General features: G+C 71.2%; 16 protein-coding genes. 11 read left to right on the top strand and 5 right to left on the bottom strand.

Annotation, left to right across the window (positions count from 1 at the left end):
* Positions 1 to 296 precede the first annotated feature (296 nt).
* The 3 genes from SJY14_RS11685 to SJY14_RS11675 are packed head-to-tail and all read left to right on the top strand — an operon-like array spanning position 297 to position 1,963.
* A complete protein-coding gene (locus SJY14_RS11685; protein ID WP_396598996.1) occupies positions 297 to 875 on the top strand; it encodes a lytic transglycosylase domain-containing protein in 579 nt (192 codons plus the stop codon).
* Positions 876 to 923: 48 nt separating this feature from the next.
* Positions 924 to 1,223, top strand: coding sequence for a hypothetical protein (locus SJY14_RS11680; RefSeq protein ID WP_043596338.1), 300 nt, complete (start codon positions 924 to 926; stop codon positions 1,221 to 1,223).
* Positions 1,220 to 1,963 carry an alpha/beta hydrolase gene (locus SJY14_RS11675; protein ID WP_396598995.1) on the top strand — a complete coding sequence of 248 codons (744 nt, stop codon included), beginning with the start codon at positions 1,220 to 1,222 and terminating at the stop codon, positions 1,961 to 1,963. The genes SJY14_RS11680 and SJY14_RS11675 overlap by 4 nt, the downstream gene beginning before the upstream one ends.
* A 67-nt stretch (positions 1,964 to 2,030) precedes the next feature.
* Here the strand turns inward: SJY14_RS11675 and SJY14_RS11670 are convergent, their stop codons facing one another.
* Both SJY14_RS11670 and SJY14_RS11665 read right to left on the bottom strand, forming a co-directional pair.
* A complete protein-coding gene (locus SJY14_RS11670) occupies positions 2,031 to 3,089 on the bottom strand; it encodes an AI-2E family transporter (protein WP_055971909.1) in 1,059 nt (352 codons plus the stop codon).
* A gap of 73 nt (positions 3,090 to 3,162) precedes the next feature.
* Positions 3,163 to 5,046: a hypothetical protein gene (locus SJY14_RS11665; RefSeq protein ID WP_396598994.1), complete on the bottom strand. Its 1,884-nt coding sequence runs from the start codon at positions 5,044 to 5,046 to the stop codon at positions 3,163 to 3,165.
* Between the two features lie 241 nt (positions 5,047 to 5,287).
* On the opposite strand from SJY14_RS11665, the gene SJY14_RS11660 reads away from it, so the two are divergent.
* On the top strand, positions 5,288 to 7,090 hold the full coding sequence (locus SJY14_RS11660; RefSeq protein WP_071254184.1) for a hypothetical protein: 1,803 nt from the start codon (positions 5,288 to 5,290) through the stop codon (positions 7,088 to 7,090).
* Positions 7,087 to 8,094 carry a tetratricopeptide repeat protein gene (locus SJY14_RS11655; protein WP_396598993.1) on the top strand — a complete coding sequence of 336 codons (1,008 nt, stop codon included), beginning with the start codon at positions 7,087 to 7,089 and terminating at the stop codon, positions 8,092 to 8,094. Before SJY14_RS11660 ends, SJY14_RS11655 begins: the two co-directional genes overlap by 4 nt.
* A gap of 78 nt (positions 8,095 to 8,172) precedes the next feature.
* On the opposite strand, the gene glgB is transcribed toward SJY14_RS11655, so the two are convergent.
* Both glgB and SJY14_RS11645 read right to left on the bottom strand, forming a co-directional pair.
* On the bottom strand, positions 8,173 to 10,413 hold the full coding sequence (glgB, locus tag SJY14_RS11650; protein WP_396598992.1) for a 1,4-alpha-glucan branching protein GlgB: 2,241 nt from the start codon (positions 10,411 to 10,413) through the stop codon (positions 8,173 to 8,175).
* Positions 10,414 to 10,423: 10 nt separating this feature from the next.
* Positions 10,424 to 12,424: an alpha-1,4-glucan--maltose-1-phosphate maltosyltransferase gene (locus SJY14_RS11645; RefSeq protein WP_396598991.1), complete on the bottom strand. Its 2,001-nt coding sequence runs from the start codon at positions 12,422 to 12,424 to the stop codon at positions 10,424 to 10,426.
* A gap of 412 nt (positions 12,425 to 12,836) precedes the next feature.
* On the opposite strand from SJY14_RS11645, the gene SJY14_RS11640 reads away from it, so the two are divergent.
* From SJY14_RS11640 to SJY14_RS11620, 5 genes are all read left to right on the top strand, one after another.
* Positions 12,837 to 13,415, top strand: a complete 579-nt coding sequence (locus tag SJY14_RS11640; protein ID WP_396598990.1) for an alternate-type signal peptide domain-containing protein — start codon at positions 12,837 to 12,839, stop codon at positions 13,413 to 13,415.
* A 155-nt stretch (positions 13,416 to 13,570) separates the two neighbouring features.
* Positions 13,571 to 14,170, top strand: coding sequence for a TasA family protein (locus SJY14_RS11635; protein WP_396598989.1), 600 nt, complete (start codon positions 13,571 to 13,573; stop codon positions 14,168 to 14,170).
* On the top strand, positions 14,167 to 15,108 hold the full coding sequence (locus tag SJY14_RS11630) for a hypothetical protein (RefSeq protein ID WP_396598988.1): 942 nt from the start codon (positions 14,167 to 14,169) through the stop codon (positions 15,106 to 15,108). The genes SJY14_RS11635 and SJY14_RS11630 overlap by 4 nt, the downstream gene beginning before the upstream one ends.
* Positions 15,105 to 16,028: a hypothetical protein gene (locus tag SJY14_RS11625; RefSeq protein WP_396598987.1), complete on the top strand. Its 924-nt coding sequence runs from the start codon at positions 15,105 to 15,107 to the stop codon at positions 16,026 to 16,028. Before SJY14_RS11630 ends, SJY14_RS11625 begins: the two co-directional genes overlap by 4 nt.
* On the top strand, positions 16,025 to 16,615 hold the full coding sequence (locus SJY14_RS11620) for a signal peptidase I (protein ID WP_396598986.1): 591 nt from the start codon (positions 16,025 to 16,027) through the stop codon (positions 16,613 to 16,615). The genes SJY14_RS11625 and SJY14_RS11620 overlap by 4 nt, the downstream gene beginning before the upstream one ends.
* Positions 16,616 to 16,647: 32 nt before the next feature.
* Here the strand turns inward: SJY14_RS11620 and SJY14_RS11615 are convergent, their stop codons facing one another.
* On the bottom strand, positions 16,648 to 18,321 hold the full coding sequence (locus SJY14_RS11615) for an ABC transporter family substrate-binding protein (protein ID WP_071254170.1): 1,674 nt from the start codon (positions 18,319 to 18,321) through the stop codon (positions 16,648 to 16,650).
* Positions 18,322 to 18,540: 219 nt separating this feature from the next.
* On the opposite strand from SJY14_RS11615, the gene SJY14_RS11610 reads away from it, so the two are divergent.
* Complete coding sequence (locus SJY14_RS11610; RefSeq protein WP_396598985.1) at positions 18,541 to 19,527, top strand: ABC transporter permease; 987 nt, start codon at positions 18,541 to 18,543, stop codon at positions 19,525 to 19,527.
* Positions 19,528 to 19,534 lie beyond the last annotated feature (7 nt).

Genomic DNA, 19,534 nt, shown 5'->3' with positions numbered 1-19,534 from the left:
CGCGTCGTCCCTGGTCCTCCGGCGTCCCATCGGTTACCCTGGACGGACTCATGGGCAGGCACGCAGCGAATCCGACCCCCGGTCCCTCTCGACGAGAGCACCCGGCCGCGGTCGAACGACCCTCGACCCGTCGACGCGTCCGCGTGCCGGCTTCCCAGAGCGTCGTCCGTCGCCCGGCAGCCGGTTCACTCGCGTCCACCGGGCCCGCCCGCGGAACCGACTCGGCTCTTCGTCGACCCGGTGTCCCGCGTCGGGTCGTCCTGCCTCTCGTCGGTTTCTGTGCGTCGTTCGCCTTCGTGTCGGCCTCGCTCGTCAACCCGCTGGCCGGTGCCGAGGCCGCGACGACCGTTCCTGGCGCCGCATCGGTGCTGACGGCCCCCGGCCAGACCCTCACCGTCGCCGATGCTGCCGTGACGGTCGCCGACCGAGACGCGTACGGCGTCACCGAATACGTGCCGCCGCCGCCTCCGCCCGTCGTGGTGGCCGAGACCGAGAAGCCCGAGGCCTCCTCGAGTGCGACGCCCGGTGCCGCCAAGAAGTCGTCGGCTGCTCCGGTGGCGGGTACGCCCGACCCGGGCAGCGCCAAGGCCGTCGCCGCAGAACTCGTCGCGGCTCGGGGCTGGGGTTCCGACCAGTACGACTGCCTCGTGTCCCTCTGGCAGAAAGAATCCGGCTGGAACGTCTACGCGTCCAACCGGTCGAGCGGGGCCTACGGCATCCCCCAGGCTCTGCCGGGTAGCAAGATGGGTTCCGTCGGCGCCGACTGGCAGACCAACCCGGCGACGCAGATCACCTGGGGGCTCAACTACATCGGTGGCCGCTACAGCACCCCGTGTGGTGCGTGGGCGCATTCCGTCGCCAACAACTGGTACTGACCCGTCGCACGGCCCTCGACCCCGAGGGCCGTTGCTACGCTGGTCGTCATGCCCCGCAGCAACCGTTCCCGTCGCTCGCGCGACCGGCGTGAGGCAGACGAGGCGTACGACATCAGCCGGGCATCGTTCGGCGGTCTGACGGTCGAGACCAAGCACGGGCGTTCGTTCAACGTGCAGTCGGTCTCGGCGTCGTCGGCAGTCAAAGAATACGTCTGCCCCGGCTGCTCGCTGGGCATCGCTCCCTCGACACCGCACGTCGTGGCATGGCGCGCCGACGGGCTCTTCGGTGCCGAGGACGACCTGGCGGCGCGCCGTCATTGGCACACCCACTGCTGGAGGATCTCGTGACCACCCCCGACACCGACGCCCTAGACATCCGCGGGGGAGTCCTGCTGCCCGCGCGCCGCGAAGACGTCGAACTGCACACCGGCGACGGTCTGACGTTGGTGGGCGAGTTGAGCCTCCCGGCGGACCGCGAGCCCGTCGGCACGATCGTCGCATTGCATCCCCTGCCCACCGCCGGGGGGTTCATGGACTCCCACGTCATCCGCAAGGCCGCTGCCCGCCTGCCCGCCCTGGCCGACCTCGCCGTGCTGCGGTTCAACTTCCGCGGGGTGTCGTCCCCCCGCGGACGGTCCGAAGGCGAGTTCGGCGAGGGCGTGGCCGAGGCGGCCGACCTCGCCGCTGCCGTGGCCTTCGTGCGCGATCGGGGCCTGCCCACCCCGTGGTTGGTGGGCTGGTCGTTCGGCACCGAGGTCGCCCTGAAGCACGGCCTCGACGTCGAGGTGGCGGGCGTCGTCCTGCTGTCCCCGCCCCTGCACCGCACGTCCGATGCCGAGCTCGAGGCCTGGCACGGCTCCGGGCGACCCGTGGTCGCCGTCGTGCCCGAGTTCGACGACTACCTGCGGCCCGACGAGGCGCGACGACGGTTCGCCCTCGTGCCCGAGGCCGAGGTCGTCGCCGTCGAGGGCGGCAAGCACCTCTGGGTCGGCGAGAAGCAGACCAGCAGCGTGCTGACCGAGATCGTCCGCCGGGTCGCCCCCGGTGCCCTGCCGCTGCCGTCCACCTGGCCACCCCGCGCCTCCTGACGGCACGGCCGCCGGATGGCGGCCCGCGTCGCCCACCGTGGGGCGCAGCTGGCAGGTGTGACGCGCCTCAGAGCTGGTTCTGGCGGGGGACGTAGACCTCGCGGATGATCAGCAAGATCGACGCGGCGACCGGGATGGCGATGAGGGCGCCGAGCACGCCCAGCAGCGTGCCACCGACGAGGGCCGCGATGACCACGATCACGCCCGGCACGCGGACCGCCCGACGCATGATGCGCGGACTCAACAGGTAGGCCTCGACCTGCATGTAGACGAGGTAGTAGACGGCTGCGGTGACCCAGGTGGCCGGTGACTGGGGCAGCAGTGCGATCTGCGCCAGCACGATGATCGCCGAACCGCTGATGGTGCCGACGAGGGGGATGATCGAGCCGAGGAACGCGATGAACGCGAAGACGGCCGGCTGTTGGGCACCGATGATGGTGAGGAACACGAAGCTGAGGATGCCGTTGAGCGCCGCGAGCGTGAACTGACCGATGACGTAGCGACCCACCGACTGGCTGATCTGTTCGGAGATGTCGACGAACGTGGCCCGTTTCGAGGCCGGGACGAGCTGGTACAGGGCGCGCTTGACGCTGTTGATCGACGAGGTGAAGTAGATCGTCAGGATGACCACGACGACCGTGCCGAAGAGGCCGTTGCCGATCGCGACCCCGACGGCGAGGACTCCACCACCGATCGTGACGACGTTGTCGGGGTTGGTCAGGAAGTCGACGATGGAGTCGAGCGCGTTCTGCACGTCGAAGACGTTCTGCGGGACGAGTTCTTGCAGGTTGTCGACGAACTGTTGAGTGGTGACGCTCTGCAGGTACGAGGTCAGCGCCTCGATCAGGCTCGTGGTCTGCTGGACGATGACGGGGACGATCGCGAAGACGACGCCGACGAAGGCGCCGACCACCGCCACGAGGACGATCACGATGGCGATGCCCCGGGGCACCCGGCGCTTCTCGAGCCACGAGACGATCGGGTCGAGACCCAGTGAGATGAACAGGGCCGCGCCCACGTAGGTCAGGATCGTCGACAGCTGGCCGACGGCGCCCCCGATCACGAGGGCGACGAGCACGCCCAGGCCGGCGAGCAGACCGATGCGGAACGGGTTGTGGATCTTCACGGGCGAGCTCCTGTCGACGGCGCGGGCCGGTCGAGGCCACGGCGGCACCGACTGCCCGACACGGCCTGTCGTCCTACTCTGGCGTACCGCCGCCGACTTGTCCGATCATGCCACGCAGGTTCTCGAAGTAGTCGGCGACGGCGTCGCGTTCGCGCGTGATCTCGGCGAGGCGCTCTTCGGCGTCGCCGACGATGTCGTCGGCCCGCTGCTGGGCGTCGGCCAGGATCGACCGCGAGCGTTCGTCGGCGTTGGTGAGGACCTCGTGGGCCGTCTCGTCGGCGTCCGTCCGCGTCGTGCGGGCGTACTCGTTCGCGCTGCGCTCGAGCTCGTCGGCCTCGCGCCGCACCTCGGTGGCACGACGGGTGGCCTCGGCGAGCTGTTCGGCCGCCGAGTCGAGCAGCTCTTGGGTCTCGGCGACGGCTTGCTGGTGTCGCTGCGTGAGCTCGACCTCGGCTTCGTCGCGACGGGCCAGCAGCTCGACCTCGAGGTCGGCCCGCCCCTGGTCGACGTCGCGACGCAGGTCGGCCGTGGCCCGCTCGCGGTCGGCCTCGAGCCCGGCCCGGACCCGGACGTCGTCGGCGGCCAGGCGGGCGCGCTGGGCCTCGGTCTCGTCCGCCAGGGCGGCGCGGGCCTCGGCGGTCTCGGCGGCGAGTTCGGCACGTGCCTGCTCGATCTCGGCAGCGAGTTCGGCCCGTCGGTCGGCGTCCTCTCGGGCGAGACGGTCGGCCTGCGCCTCGCTCTCGCGGGAGAGGCGCTCGTCGGTCTCGACGGTGATCCGCTCGATGCGTTCGCGGGACGTGGTCTCGGCGAGGTCGAGTTCGTCGCGGCGACGCCGGGTCTCGCGGTCGAGCTCGGTGCAGGCGTCACCCACCTCTTTCTCGAGTTCGGCCCGGGCCTGCGCGATCTCGGCCGCGAGGCGGTCGCGACTGGTGGCGATCTCGCGCTCGAGCTCGACCCGGGTGGACTCGACCTCGTCGGTGAGGTCGGCACGGGTGGCGTCGACGTCGCGGGCGAGGAGCGCCCTGGTCTCGGCGACCTCGTGGGCGAGCTCGGCGCGGGCCGCGGCGACGTCGCGCTCGAGTTCGGCGCGCTGGGCCGCGACGTCGTCGGCCAGGTCGGCCCGGGCGGCCGTGATCTCGCGCTCGAGTTCGGCGCGGCGGGCGCCGACCTCGGCGTCGAGGTCGGCACGGGTGGTCTCGTCGAGCCGGGCCAGCTCGGCGCGGATCGTGACGCCCTCGCGGTCGAGGTCGGCGCGCTGGCGCTCGGAGTCGCTCTCGAAGACGGCTCGGGCCTCGCGCGTGTCGGCGGCGAGCGTCTCGGCCTCGTCGCGGGCCTCGGCGAGGTCACGGGCGACGGCGGCCCGCTGTTCGGCGACCTCGTGCTCGACCTCGGCCCGCAGCGCGGCGGCCTCCCGTCGCGCCGTCGACACGTTCTGGGCGGCCTCGGTCGCCGCCGAGCCGCGGATCGAGATGGCGTCGCGCTGTGCCTCTTGCAGCAGGTCGCGGGCCTCGGCTTTGGCGCGCGCGACCAGACGGTCGGCGTCGGCGGTGGACTCCGCGACCTGCGCCGCGGCACGGCCCCGGGCGTCGTCGAGCACGGCCGCGGCCCGTTCGGTGGCGTCGTCGACCAGGCGCTTCGCCTCGGACGTGGAGGACGAGCGCAGAGCCTCGGCGTCGATGTCGGCCTGGCTGATCAGGAGGGTGGACTGCTGTTCGGCCAGGCGCAGGGTCTGCTCGAGCTTGCTGCCGAGGCCCGAGTACGTGGGGGTGCCGGCCTCTTCGAGTTCGGCACGGATCTCGTCCACCCGCTGTTGGAGGAACGCGACCTCGCCGGCGCGGTCGGCCCGGTCGGCGTTGGCCTTGATGAGCTCGCGGCGCAGGTCGCCGAGCACGCGGTCGACCTCGTCCTTGCGGTAGCCCCGGAGTTCAATGCCGAAATCGGCTTCGTCAGCGGCCACGGTGTCTCCTTCGGTGCAGGGTTCGGGCCAGGGGAGCGCGGCCCGCGTCACGATGCTAGTGGGAGGCCCTCGACGGACGCCGACCGACGGGTTAGGCGCCTCTCAGCCTCGTCGGATACGCTGAGCCGTCTTAAATTCTGCTGCCGCGCCCGGCCTCCTGGCCAGGCTCGTGCGAGGCCCGTCGTCGACCACGACGGTTCCTGGCGCCCCGACCGGGATGGTGGCTCGGAGGGAGAGAAACGTGCGTTTCATCGTCGCAGTCGTCGTCGTCGTCCTGGCGGCGGTGATGGTGGCGTTGGGCTTCGCCCAACGCACCGTCTTCGCGCCCCCGCCGAGCGTGTCGTCCCAGGTCGACACCAGCGACTCCGACGCGACCGTCACGGTCGTCCCGGCCTCGGCGCTGCACGGCCACGACGGGCGTCAGACGGTGTCGGTCTCGGGTGGCGAGACCGCGTTCGCCGCCTACGGCCGCACGTCCGACGTGCTCGGCTGGGTGGGTGACGCCAGCTACAACGAGGTCGAGTACGACCAGGCCACCGGCGAGCTCGCCAGCCGCACGGTCGCGGGCGACACCGCCGAGGTCCCCGACCCGACGGACTCCGACCTCTGGTTCGACCAGTTCACCGGCAGCGACCTCACCTTCTCGCTCGACGCGCCCGACGACGTCTCGCTCGTCATCGTCTCGGACGGCACGCAGCCGGCCCCGGCCGACGTCCGCATCACCTGGCCTCTCTCGACCGCGACCCCCCTGGCCGGGCCGCTGATCGTCGGCGGCCTCGTGGTCCTGCTGATCGGCATCGGTCTGTACGTCTGGGCGATCCTGCACCACCGCCGCACGCGCGGCCCGCGCCGACGCTCGGGCGACGGGAAGCGACCCCGCCTGTCGCGCCGGGCCGGCCGCAAGGCGGTCAAGGCGCTCGACGCCGCCGGCACCGAGACGCTCGCACCCGGCCGTGGTCGGGCCCGCGGCATCCGTCGGCTCGTCGCCGTGGTGCCGATCGTGCTGGTCTCGTCGCTCGCCCTGTCGGCGTGCACCGCCGACTACTGGCCGCAGCAGGCACCGGCGGCGGGTTCCGACTCGGCCACCCCGACCCCGACACCCACCTCGACCGACGGCACGGAGTCCGGTGACACGGGCAACGCGCTGCAGCCCCCCGTGATCAGCGTCGCCCAGGCGAAGCGCATCGTCGAACGCATCTCGGCGACGGCGACCGAGGCCGATGCCTCGCTGAACGCCGACCTCGCGGCCACCCGCTTCACGGGCCCTGCCCTCGAACAGCGCCAGGCGAACTACACGATCCGTTCCAAGGACGCCGCGGCCGCCGCCCCCCTGGCCATCCCGACCGGCACCGTCACGCTCACGCTGCCGCAGCAGGCCGACTCGTGGCCACGGTCGGCGTTCGTCGTCGTGCAGGACGCCGACACGAGCGTCGCACCCGTCGCCCTCACCCTCGAACAAGAGACCGCGCGAGACCCGTACAAGGTCGAATACGCGGTCAGCCTCCAGACGCAGACGCCGTTGACGGTAGCCCCCGCGTCGATCGGCGCCGCCCGGCTCTCGCCCGACGTCAAGCTGCTCAAGCTGCAGCCCGACCAGCTCGCCGAGGCCTACGGCGACATCCTGCGCAACGGCGACGAGAGCCAGTACGCCGCCCAGTTCCAGACCGACGGCGACACCCTGCGCGAGAAGATCGGCAAGGCCTACAAGGACGCCAAGCGTGCGGCCCTGCCGACCACCGCGTCGATCGACTACACGTCGCAGGCCGACGACGAGACCCCGGTCGCGTTCGCCACCAACGACGCCGGAGCCATCGTCTCGGTCGCGCTCAACGAGATCGAGACCGTCAAGCCGACGGCCACCGGCGCCAAGGTCAACCCCGAGGGCACCGTCAAGACCCTGCTGGGCCTCGACGAGTCGTCCAAGGGCATCGAGGCGACCTACGGCGTCGAGCTCTTGTTCTCCGTCCCGCCCGTCGGCAGCGACGACCCGATCGTCCTGCTCGGTTTCAGCCAGGCCCTCACCTCTGCCAAGGAGCTGCCATGACCAACCTTCCCCCCGTCCCCGCGGGTCTCCGCGGCGCCGTCGACCTCTCGTCGCTCGTCAACCGCCCGCCGGCCCCCGCCCCGGCCGGCCCGTCCGACGGCTCGCCCGCCGACGGCGCGACCGCAGGAGGCGCGGGTGGCGCCCCGGCCCCGGCCGCCGGTCAGGTCGCGGTGCCGGGCCTCGTGCTCGACGCGACCGACGCCACCTTCACGCAGGTCCTCGAGATCAGCAACACCGTCCCGGTGATCGTCGACCTCTGGGCCGAGTGGTGCGGCCCGTGCAAGCAGCTCTCGCCGGTCCTCGACAAGCTGGTCGGCGAATACGCCGGCCGCCTGCTGCTCGTCAAGGTCGACGTCGATGCCAACCCCCAGCTGACGCAGGCCTTCCAGGCCCAGTCGATCCCGGCGGTCGCCGCGGTGATCGGCGGCCGGCCCGTCCAGCTCTTCGTCGGGGCCCTGCCCGAGGCCCAGGTGCGCGACGTCTTCGAGCAGGTGCTCGAGCTCGCCGCGCAGAACGGCGTGACCGGCACGGCGGTGGTCGACGGCGCCCCGGCGGGCGAGGCCGACGAGGTCGAGCCCGAACCGGAGCCGCTGCCCCCGCACCACCAGGACGCCTACGACGCGATCGACCGGGGTGACTACGCCGCGGCGATCACCGCCTACAAGACGGCCATCGCCCAAGACCCTCGCGACCAGCTCGCCGTGGCCGGTCTCGCCCAGGTGTCGTTGCTCGAGCGGCTGCAGGGCGCGTCGCTGGCCGACGTCCGTGCGGCGGCTGCCGCAGCCCCCACCGATCTCGGCGCCCAGCTCGACGTGGCCGACCTCGACCTCAGCGGAGGGCACATCGACGACGCCTTCGACCGTGTGCTGACCGTCTTCCCGTCGCTCGACCCCGAAGGCCGCGACGCCGCCCGGGCCCGCCTGCTCGAGTACTTCGAGATCGTCGGGGTGGACGACCCCCGGGTGGCGACCGCCCGCCGTCGTCTGGCGATGCTGCTGTACTGAGCCGCGCCTCCTGCGTGCACGACGGAACCCCCGCGACCCGGAAGGGTGGTGGGGGTTCCGTCTCGGTGGAGTCGAGGCTCAGCGGCGCAGCTTGAGCCAGACGACGCCGAGCGGCGGCAACTGCACGTCGGCCGCGGCGGGGCGTCCGGCCCAGGGGTCGTCGGTCGCGGTGACGCCGCCGAAGTTGCCGACACCCGAACCGCCGTAGACCTCGGCGTCGGTGTTGAGGATCTCGTCCCACCGACCGGCCTCGGGCAGGCCGAAGCGCATGCGCACCGGTTCACCCGAGAAGTTCGCCAGGACGGCGACCGAGTCGCCCGAGCCGGACTTGCGGAGGAACGCGACGACGCTGTGCTGGGCGGCGCCGCCGTCGATCCACTCGAAACCGTCGGTGTCGAAGTCGTGCGCCCAGAGCGCGGGCTCGTCGCGGTACACCTCGTTGAGGCGCGACACGAGTCCGTGCAGCCCCTGGTGCACGGGCTGGTCGAGGATCCACCAGTCTAGCCCTCGTTCTTCGCTCCACTCGCTGGGCTGACCGAACTCGCTGCCCATGAAGAGCAGCTGCTTGCCGGGGTGGCCCCACATGTACGCGAGGTAGGCGCGCAGGTTGGCGAGCTTCTGCCACTGGTCGCCGGGCATCTTGTTCAGCAGCGACCCCTTGCCGTGCACGACCTCGTCGTGGCTGATCGGCAGCATGAAGTTCTCGCTGAACGCGTACACGAACGAGAAGGTGATCTCGCCGTGGTGGTGCGAGCGGTAGAGCGGGTCCTCGGCGACGTAGCCGAGGGTGTCGTGCATCCAGCCCATGTTCCACTTGATGCCGAAACCGAGTCCGCCCTCGCTGGTCGGGCGGGTGACGCCGGGCCAGCTCGTGCTCTCTTCGGCGATCATGACGATGCCGGGGTGACGCTTGTAGGCCGTGGCGTTGGCCTCTTGGAGGAAGCTGATCGCCTCGAGGTTCTCGCGTCCGCCGAACTCGTTCGGTAGCCACTCGCCCTCGTTGCGGCTGTAGTCGAGGTAGAGCATCGAGGCGACGGCGTCGACACGCAGCCCGTCGATGTGGAACTCCTCGAGCCAGTAGAGCGCGTTCGAGACGAGGAAGTTGCGCACCTGCGAGTCGCCGAAGTTGAAGACCAGAGTGCCCCAGTCGGGCTGTTCGCCGCGGCGGGGGTCGGAGTGCTCGTAGACGGCGCGGCCGTCGAACTTCGCGAGGGCCCACTCGTCCTTCGGGAAGTGCCCGGGCACCCAGTCCATGATCACGCCGATGCCGGCCTGGTGCAGCCGGTCGATCAGGTACCGCAGGTCGTCGGGGCTGCCGAAGCGGCTGGTCACGGCGTAGTAGCCGGTGACCTGGTAGCCCCACGAGCCGCCGAAGGGGTGCTCGGCGAGCGGCATGAACTCGACGTGGGTGAAGCCGAGCTCGCCGACGTACTCGATCAGCTGGTCGGCCAGTTCGCGGTAGTTCAGCCCCGGTCGCCACGAGCCGACGTGCAGCTCGTAGACGCTCATCGGACCGGCGTGGACGTCGTTCTCGGCGCGGGAGGCCATCCAGGCGTCGTCGGACCAGGCGTGGGCGGCCTTGGTGATCACCGAGCCGGTGAGCGGCGGCACCTCGGAGGTGCGCGCCATCGGGTCCGCGCGCTCGACCCAGACGTCGTCGGGGGTGAGCACCTCGTACTTGTAGATGCCGTCCGTCACGCCGGGCACGAAGAGCTCCCAGACGCCGTTGCCGTCGAGGCGGCGCATCGCGTGCCGCTCGCCGTTCCAGCCGTTGAGGTCGCCCTTCACGCGGACGGCGCGGGCGTGCGGCGCCCAGACGGCGAACGAGGTGCCGGTGACACCCTCGTGCTCGCGCACGTGGCTGCCGAGCATCTTCCAGAGCTGCTCGTGGCGGCCCTCGCCGAAGAGGTACAGGTCGAACTCGGTGACGGTGGGGGCGAAACGGTAGGGGTCGTCGGAGACCCACGCCGCGCCTCCTTCGTAGGTCGCCTCGATCGTGTACGCGCCGACCGGCTCGCTCGTGACGCCCTGCCAGAGGCCGTGGGCCACGTGCTCGAGCGCGAGGGACGACCCGGAGGCGCTGGTCACGGTGACCGTCTCGGCCAGCGGTCGGACGACGCGGACGGCGGTGCGGCCGCCGCGGGGGTGCGCGCCGAGGACGGCGTGCGGGTGGCCGTGGGTGCCGGTGGCGGCGGAGAAGACCTCGTCGTCGCCGAGGGAGAACAGGCCGTCGGCGTCGCTCGCCACGGCGGGGTCGACCCGGGTGTCGGTGCCCTGGTCGGTGCCGGCGTCGGGGCCGGTCGGGGGAGTGGTGGTCATCGGGTCGCTCCTACGGGGCTCGGTTGAGGTCGACGGAGAGGACGTGCACCGGTTCGACGAAGGCGTCCAGTCGGACGTAGTTGTCGTCGCCCCAGGTCCACGACTGACCGGTGATGAGGTCGCGCACGGTGTAGGTGCCACCGGGCTGCAACCCGAACTTCGTGACGTCGAGGTGGACGGTCGTCTCGCGCGCCGAGTGCGGGTCGACGTTCGCGACGACGATGATGCCGTCGGCACGTCCGCTGCGGGTGTGCGCACGGGACAGGTACTTCGAGAAGACGAGGATCGACTCGTCGTCGCTCGAGTGGATCTCGAGGTTGCGCAGCTGACGCAGGGCCGGGTGGGAGGCGCGGATGCGGTTGAGCTGCGTCAGGTACGGCGCCAGCGATGCTCCGGCCTCTTCGGCGGCGGCCCAGTCGCGGGGCTTGTACTCGTACTTCTCGTTGTCGATGTTCTCTTCGCTGCCCGGTCGCGCCACGTCCTCGAAGAGCTCGTAGCCCGAGTAGACGCCCCAGGTCGGCGAGGCCGTCGCGGCGATCGCGGCACGGATCTTGTAGGCCGCGGGCCCGCCGAACTGCAGGTAGGGCGTGAGGATGTCGTGCGTGTTGACGAAGAGGTTCGGGCGCAGCCAGGCGCTCGTCTCCTTCGACAGCTCGTCGAGGTACTCCTCGAGCTCCCATTTCTCGTTACGCCAGGTGAAGTACGTGTACGACTGGTGGAACCCCACCTGCGCCAGCGCCTGCATCATGGCCGGCTTCGTGAACGCCTCCGAGAGGAAGACCACCTCGGGGTTCGTCTGCCGGATCTCGTGCAGCAGCCACTCCCAGAAGCGCACCGGCTTCGTGTGCGGGTTGTCGACGCGGAAGATCGTCACGCCGAGCTCGATCCAGTGCCGCACGATGCGCAGCACCTCGCGGCTGACGCCCTCGTAGTCGTTGTCGAAGTTCAGGGGGTAGATGTCCTGGTACTTCTTGGGCGGGTTCTCGGCGTAGGCGATCGTGCCGTCGGGCAGGGTCGTGAACCACTCGGGGTGCTCGGTGACCCAGGGGTGGTCGGGCGAGCACTGCAGCGCCAGGTCGAGGGCCAGCTCGAGGCCGGCGTTCTTCGCGGCGTCGACGAACCAGCGGAAGTCCGCGACGGTGCCGAGGTCGGGGTGCACCGCGTCGTGCCCGCCGTCGGCCGAGCCGATGGCGTAGGGCGAGCCCGGGTCGGCCGGACCGGCGGTCAGCGAGTTGTTCGGGCCCTTGCGGAACGTCGTGCCGATCGGGTGCACGGGCGGGATGTACACGACGTCGAAGCCCATGCGCGCGATGGACGGCAGGCGGCGGGCCGCGGTGCGGAACGTGCCGCTCTTCCACGTGCCGTCGGCCTGCTTGCGGGCGCCCTCGCTGCGGGGGAAGAACTCGTACCAGCTGCCGAGGCCGGCGCGGCTCCGCTCGACGCGGAGTGCTTCGGGCGCACTGCGCGTGACGAGGCTCGCGAGCGGCTTCACCAGGAGGACCGCGGCGAGGCGCGGGTCGGTGGCGACGCGGAGGCGCGAGGCAGGGGAGAGGGCGGGGTTCGCGAGCGCCTTGGCCGCGTCGCGGATGAGGGTCGTGTCGGGGTACTCGTCGACGGCGTCCGTCAGCAGCCGACTGCCGAGGGCGAAGGTGACCTCGACGTCGAGCCCGGCCGGCACCTTGATCTCGGCCGCGTGCAGCCACGTGGCCCAGTCGTCGGTGTAGGCCTCGACCTGCCAGGCCCAGTCACCCTCGGTCTCGAGCTGCACCTGGGCCGTCCACCGGTCGGTGCCGGGGATGCCGGCGACCATGCGGTGCCGGCTCTCGGCGCCCTCGGGGTCGATCGTGACGAGGTCGGCCCCGATCAGGTCGTGGCCCTCGCGGAAGACGGTCGCCCCGAAGGTGACCACCTCGCCGGAGAAGGCCTTCGTCGGGAACACTCGGTCGGGTGTCGTCGGGGTGAGGCCCGTGATGGGGATCCGCCCGACTCTGGGTTCGTATGCTGTCGCCACGCTGTCGACCGTACCCGGTCTGGCCCGCCCGGTCCCGACCCGGACGCGACCCGGGCCCGGGTCGGGGCGTCGGGGGCGGATCGGGGTGCAGATCGCGCCTTTCGGGGTACAAATCGGTGTCCACCCTGTCACCGACAGACGTCACGGTCCGTTTTGTCCCCCCAACTGGGTGCATGCATCGGCATGGATGACCTGTCGGCACTTTGGGGGACCGCGTAGTGTCGGACCTGTCGTCGCGGCCTGCCCGCCCAAAGAACCCGAACTCCTCGAGAGCCCGGCGCCCGACGACGCCCATCGGCCGCCCGACCCGGAGCCGACAGCCCCTGCACCGCTGTGCGCCACCCCGAAGTCGACCCGACCGACGGCGCACGGCGGTGCTCGAGCGCGCCTCGGCGCGCGGAACAGGACCCACATGAACAAGCTCGTCAAGGGTGCCGTCGCCGGCGCCGCCGGCATCGCCCTCCTCCTCGGTGGCGCCGGGACCTTCGCCCTCTGGAACGCCAGCACCGAGGTCAACGCCGCCAGCGTCGCCTCCGGGACCCTCTCGCTCGCCCAGTCGTCGGCGGGCAGCTGGACCGACGTCACGAACGGCCGGAGCACGGCCCTGACGGCCGCCCAGGTCGCCGCCTACAAGATCGTCCCCGGCAGCAAGCTGCAGTTCACGCAGCCGATCACGATCGCCGCCTCGGGCAACGACCTGCGGGCCGACCTCACCTACGACGCGGCCTCGGTCACCGGCAGCCTCAAGCCGTACGTGACGAACACGCTGACGCTCTCGACGGCCGCCGGCGCCACGACCCTGCCGTCCGGCGTCACCGCGGGCAGCACGGCCGGCAGCTACGTCGTCGCCCCCGTGGCCGCCGGCAGCACGTCGGCCGTCGTGACCTTCGTCGTCGAGCTGCCCTCGACGGTGACCGACGCCGCCAGCCAGGGCGGCACGCTCGACCTGAGCAAGCTGACCTTCACGCTCAAGCAGCGCGCCATCGCGTAGCGGGTGCCGGTGGCCCGACGGCCGCCGCACCCGGCCTCACCGACCGGTGACCGGACCGCACCCGACGCGGTCCGGTCACCACCTCCCGTCCGAACCTCCCGACCAGGGGATCACGGGCCACCGCATCGCACGACCGACCACCAGGGGGTGAGACGTTGACCGGACAGCCCGGCGGACGCGCGCGTCACCGCTCGCCCGAGCGCGCCTCCTCGTCCCGTCGTCCGCTGCGCTCGCTGTGGGCGGGGACGGCCGTCGTGGCCGGGGCGGTCGCCGTCGCGCTCGTGGCGACCGGCGGGACGTACGCGCTGTGGAACTCCGCGGTCGCCCCCACGGCCGTCACGGTCGCGTCGGGCACGGCGGGCCTCTCGGTCGGCAGCGTCAAGGCACTCGACACGTCCGCCCTCGGCCCCGGCGGCGCCACCGCGGGCACCTTCAGCGCGACGAACACGGGGTCGGTCGCCCTGGCCATGCGGGTGACGGCCGGGACCACCACGGCGTCGGCATCCGCCCTGCCCGGTGAGCTGACCGTGAAGCTCGCGGCCGTCACGAAATCCGCGGACTGCGTCGCGGGCGTCGGTGGGTACTCGGCGCGGCCCTCGGCCTTCGACACCGGCAGCGGCTACTTCACGCTGCCGGCGGGCGCCACCGTCACCGGCTGCATCGTCGTGACGCTCGATTCGGACGTCCCGGCGACTCTGCAGAACCAGACCTCGTCGATCGGGCTCGTCCTGACCGGGACGCAGGTGGCCGCGTGACCGGGCGCCGTCTCGTGAGCGGACGGCGGCACGTGATCGGTCCACGTCCCCGGTCCGGTGTGCGATCGGCCCTGGCCGTCGTCGTCGTCGGCGTGATCGTCGGCGTCGCGCTGGCCTCCGGAGGGGCGGCCTCGGCGCTCTGGACGGCGTCCGCCACCCTCACCGAGAAGGTCGCGACCGGCGCCGTCGGGCTCACGGCCGGAACCGTCGACGGTCTGCAGGCCGACTACTCCGGATCGACCCGGTCGCTCACGGCGCCGTGGACCCTCACGAACTCGGGCACGGTCGCGGCCACGTACTCGACGCGCGGCAGCCTGAGCTCGGGCAGCTCCGCCGACCTCGCCGCGTCGATCGCCGTCGTCGGCTGGCCGGTGTCCGCGGCGTCCGCTTGCACCTCGACGGCGGCCGTCGGCTCGGGGAGCGTCAGCGGCACCTGGTCGGCCGTGCCGAACCTGTCGGGCACGCTCGCGAGCAAGGCCAGCGCGACCTGGTGTCTCCGCACCTCGATCGCGACCTCGTCGCCCACCGGACGCGTCAACCCGGTCCTCACCGTGTCGCTGGCCGCCGGATCGTGGACCGCGACCCCGCAGGACCGCCGCATCGTGCAGAACAACACGATCGTCCCCGCGCAGACCGCGGTCTGCCGCACCGACGGCGAGGCCTACGCGTGGCTCGACTTCGACCCCTCGACCCGCGCGACCGCGACCCGCTACGCGACCTACGTCGGCAGCACCCGGGTCTCGAACAACGAGCAGACCGGCGACTACCCGCACTTCGCGTTCACCCGCGACAACGTGCCGAAGGACCCCTTCGGCGACGGCCTGATCAGCGTCGACATCCGAGTGATGGTCGACGGCCAGCCGACCGACCTCATGGCCGTGGGCACGCTCAAGGTGGTCTACGACCAGTACGGGACGAGGAACATCCAGTGCGGGTGACCGGCGGCCGGGCGGTCGCGGTCGTCGTCGTCGCCACCGTCGCGGTGCTCGTCGCCACCGCCGGCGTCCTGTCGGCCGCGGCTCCCGCCACGGCCGCCGCCGCACCCCGCCTGATGGTCAGCGGCGACGGCGAGCACTGGCAGGGCCGCCTCGACTCGGCGCTGTTCGGCGACGACCTGCGGCTCGTCCCCGGGGCGAGTACGACGGGCACCTTCTGGGTGAAGAACCTCTCGAGCGAGCCGGCCGCGCTCAGCGCCCGCCTCGTCGACGTCACGACCTCGTCGCCCGCCTTCGCCGAGGCGGTCACGGTCAGCTCGCACTCCGACCTCGACGTCGGCGACCTGCCGCCCATCACCCTGGCCGGCGACGGCTGCACCCCCATGCTCGCGCCCGTCCGACTCGCCGCGGGGCAGGAGGTGCCGGTCACCGTCTCGGTCGCCCTCGACGGTTCCGCCGCCGACGGCACCGGTGACCAGACCCTCGACTTCGGTGTGCTCGTCACGCTCACCGGCCTGGCCGGGGCGGCCGTGCCGGCGGGCTGCGCGTCGGCCGGGACCGCCGGTGCGGCGGACGCGGGCGCGGACACGGACACCGACACGAGCGCAGGAGGCGCGGGGGGCGACCGCGTCTCGAGCGCGACGATCGAGGCGGTGACGACCCGCGCCTCCTCGGCTGGTGAGGCCGGCGGGGCGGCGTCCTCCGTCGGCGACGACGCGTCGGACGGGACCACCGACGCGTCGGGCATGGACACCGAGCTGCCCGTCCACGCCCTCGACGTGCTCGACGACTTCGTGCCCGTGCCGTTGCGCGGCAGCTGGCTGCCGCTGCTCATCGCGGCGATCGCCGTGCTGGCGGGCGCGTTCGTGGCGGTCGGTCGCCGGCGCCCGGACGACGACGACACAGCGGGGGAGCAGCCGTGAGCGGCCGCCGCGCCGCCGTGCGGGAGAAAGGCCTGCTGCACGCGCTCGGCCTCGGCCTCAGTGCGGGGCTGTTCGTCCTCGTGCTCGGGCTCGCGACCGTGCTGATCGTCGTGCCGAAGGTCGCGGGGGCCACCCCGCTGACGGTGCTGACCAGTTCGATGGAGCCGCGGCTGCCCCCGGGCACCCTGATCGTGGTGAAGCCGACCCCGGCCGACGAGATCCGGATCGGCGACGTCGTGACCTACCAGATCGAGAGCGGCCGGCCCGAGGTGATCAGCCACCGGGTGATCGAGATCGTGTCGTCGTCGGACGGTGGCACCGCGTTCGTGACCAAGGGCGACAACAACTCCGAGCCGGACGAGGCCGCCGTGCTGCCCGAGCAGGTGCGCGGCACGCTGTGGTACTCGGTGCCGTGGCTCGGGTTCGTCAACCAGGTCGTGAACGGCGACGCCCGGTCGTGGATCGTGCCGCTGCTGGCGATCGCCCTGCTCGGCTACGCGGGTTACTCCCTGGCCACCGGCCTGGTGGAGGCGCAGCGTCGGCGGGCGCGGGTGCGGACGCGGAAGGCCCGTCCGGCCCCACGCTGAGCGAGGGGCCGGACGGGCCTCGGGCGGTGCTCCTACTTCGTGAAGCCGACGACCGTCCAGTCCACGTCGCTCGCTCCGGCGCGGGCGCCGAAGTTCGCGAGCTTCGGGCTCTGGAACGAGATGTACGGCGCCTGGATGATCGGCATCGAGTGCCCGATCTCCCAGATCTTCTCGTCGGCCTGGTTGTACAGGTCGGCGGCCTTCTCGGGGTCGCCCTCGGCGACGGCCTGGCTGAGCAGGTCGTCGATCTCGGGGCTCGAGACGCGACCGTAGTTCTGACCCTGCTCGTCCGAGTTGTAGATGCTGACGCCGGACGCCTGGTAGCCGGTGCCGGCCCAGACGAAGATCGTCATGTCGTAGTTGCCCGGGGTCACGTTGTCCTCGAAGAACGAGTCGACGCTGACGGCGTTGATCGTCAGCTTGATGCCGACCGCGGCGAGCTGGCTCTGCATGACCTCGGACAGCTGCTGCGAGATGGGCGTGCCGGACGGGATCGTGACGGCGATCTCGAGCTGTTTCCCGTCCTTCTCGAGCACGTCGCCGTTCAGCTCCCACCCGTCGTCGGCCAGGATCTTCTTCGCCTCGTCGACGTCGTAGTTCCCGGTCTCCTTCGCGTTGTCCTGGTAGGCGCCGTCGGTGCTGAGGAAGAGGTGGTTGTTCAGCGTGGTCAGCTCGTAGGGCAGGGTGCCGGTGATGACCTTGCCGAGCGCCTCGCGGTCGACCGCGTGCTGGATCGCCTGACGGATCTTCTCGTCGGCGAGGACGCCCTTGGTGCTGAAGTCGACGTGCGTGTACCGAGCCGACGGTGCCGCCCGGATGTCGGTGTCCTTCGCGTCCTTGAGGCGGTCGTAGCGCTCCGACGAGTTGCCCGTGACGAAGTCGATCTCGCCGTTCAGGTAGGCGTCGACGTCGGCGTCGCTGTCGAGTGCGCGGAAGACCACGGAGTCCAGCTTCGGGGCGTCGCCCCACCAGGTCTCGTTGGGCACGATCGTCACGGTCTGGGCCGTCGTGTCGATCTTGTCGACCTTGTACGGACCGCCCGAGACCGGGAGGGTGTCGACGTAGGCCGTGTTGAAGGCGTTCGGGTCGTTGTAGAGGCTGGCCGGGTAGAGCGGGGCGAACATGCTCTTCCAGTCCGAGAAGGGCTCGGCGTAGGTCACGACGACCTGCTTGTCGCTCGAGCCCGCTTCGACGGAGGCCATGCGGTCGGGGCCGAGCGTGCTGCCGACCAGGTACTCGGGGTTCGAGCCGTCGAGAGCGGTCTTCCAGGCCTGGAAGTCGGCGACCGTGATCGGGGTGCCGTCGCTCCACACCGCATCGGGGTTGATGTCGTAGGTCACGACCAGCGGGTCCTCGCTGGTGGCCTCGGCACTCGTGACGAGGTTCTCGTCGATCTGCGCGACGCCCTTCTCGTCGATGCGGAACGGTTGGGGCAGCACGGCGCTCTCGATCAGCGAGGCGTCGGCCAAGGCGCCGTCGAGCTGGCCGTAGTTCCACTGCGAGGGCAGCTGGCTGAGGGGCAGCGTCAGTGTGCCGCCCTGCTCGACGTCGGCCGCCGCGGTGGCGTTGATGTCGCCGTCGGGGGACAACTCGCCGTTCTTGGCGGCCCCGTCGCCGTCGTTGCCGCCGCCGCCGCTGCACGCCGTGACGACGAGAGCGATGCTGACGAGGCCGGCCGCGAGGCCGAGCTTCTTCGTGATCTTCATGGCACTCCGAACTGAAGGGTGGTGAAAAGTGCTGATCAAACCCCAAGTTGCGTCGCTGTCGACCCGTGAGGGCGCCGACGGCTACGCCTCCTGAGGGCTGATCGCGTGAGCCCAAATGTACGGACGCCTTGAATCCACGCAAACTTTCATGTGAATTTGTTACACGCTCGAAACCTGGCCCGCCTGTCCCGGCTCGGGGTACGTCTAGTGTCGATCTCCATGGCCCGATTCCTCGCCCGCCGGCTGGTGTACTACGTCGCCCTGGTCTTCATCGCGACGTCGCTCACCTACTTCCTCGCCTCGGCGACCCTCAACCCACGCTCCGTCTACGCCGACCGCAACCCGCGTCCGTCCTCCGAGATCGTCGACGCGAAGCTGAGCTCGATCGGGGTCAACGACAAGGACCCCCTCGGCGAGCGGTACGTCCACTGGCTCGGCGGCGCGGTCAGCGGCGATCTCGGCCAGACCATCCAGGACAAGCCGGTCGCGGCGGAATTCGGGCCGAGGCTGGGAGTCAGCCTGCGCCTCCTGCTGGTGGGGTCGATCCTCGGCATCGTGCTCGCGGTCGTGGTCGGCACCTGGAACGCCATCCGGCAGTACAAGTTCTCGGACCGCGTCTCGTCGGTGGTGTCGTTCATCCTGATCAGCACGCCGGTGTTCCTCACCGCGGTGCTGCTCAAGATCGGGGCGACGAAGCTCAACGACGTCCTCGGGTACCAGCTGATCACCTTCACCGGCGAGGCGACCCCCAACCTGACCGGCGGGCTCGGCACGATCGCCTGGGACCGCATCGCCCACCTGCTGCTGCCCACCATCTCGATCGGCGTCGGGTTGATCGCCGTCTACAGCCGGTACCAGCGGGCGACGATGCTCGACGTGCTGCAGGCCGACTACATCCGCACCGCCCGCGCCAAAGGGCTCCGTCGTCGCCCCGCGATCTTCAAGCACGGGCTGCGCACGGCGTTGATCCCGATGACGACGCTGTTCGCCTTCGCGTTCCTCGGCGTGCTGACCGGGGCGACCTTCACCGAGAAGATCTTCGCGTGGAACGGTCTCGGCGCCTGGTTCATCGACGCCGTGCAGGCCAACGACATCAACGTGGTCGTCACGTACACCCTCTACAGCGCCGTCGTCGTGCTGCTCGCCGGCTTCGTGTCGGACGTGCTCAACGCGGTGCTCGACCCGCGCGTCCGAGCGCAGAAGTAGGGCCGCC

Source organism: Frigoribacterium sp. R86507 (assembly GCF_044597695.1).
Lineage (GTDB): Bacteria > Actinomycetota > Actinomycetes > Actinomycetales > Microbacteriaceae > Frigoribacterium.
Note: the sequence above shows the minus strand (reverse complement) of the source record. Positions and strands in the feature narration are given on the sequence as shown.

What these genes read in the sequence shown, in the direction of transcription:
- SJY14_RS11640 (WP_396598990.1), top strand. Translation starts at nt 12,837, where the DNA reads ATGAACAAGCTCGTCAAGGGTGCCGTCGCCGGCGCCGCCGGCATCGCC.
- SJY14_RS11610 (WP_396598985.1), top strand. Translation starts at nt 18,541, where the DNA reads ATGGCCCGATTCCTCGCCCGCCGGCTGGTGTACTACGTCGCCCTGGTC.
- SJY14_RS11615 (WP_071254170.1), bottom strand. Translation starts at nt 18,321, where the DNA reads ATGAAGATCACGAAGAAGCTCGGCCTCGCGGCCGGCCTCGTCAGCATC.
- SJY14_RS11655 (WP_396598993.1), top strand. Translation starts at nt 7,087, where the DNA reads ATGACCAACCTTCCCCCCGTCCCCGCGGGTCTCCGCGGCGCCGTCGAC.
- glgB (WP_396598992.1), bottom strand. Translation starts at nt 10,413, where the DNA reads ATGACCACCACTCCCCCGACCGGCCCCGACGCCGGCACCGACCAGGGC.
- SJY14_RS11680 (WP_043596338.1), top strand. Translation starts at nt 924, where the DNA reads ATGCCCCGCAGCAACCGTTCCCGTCGCTCGCGCGACCGGCGTGAGGCA.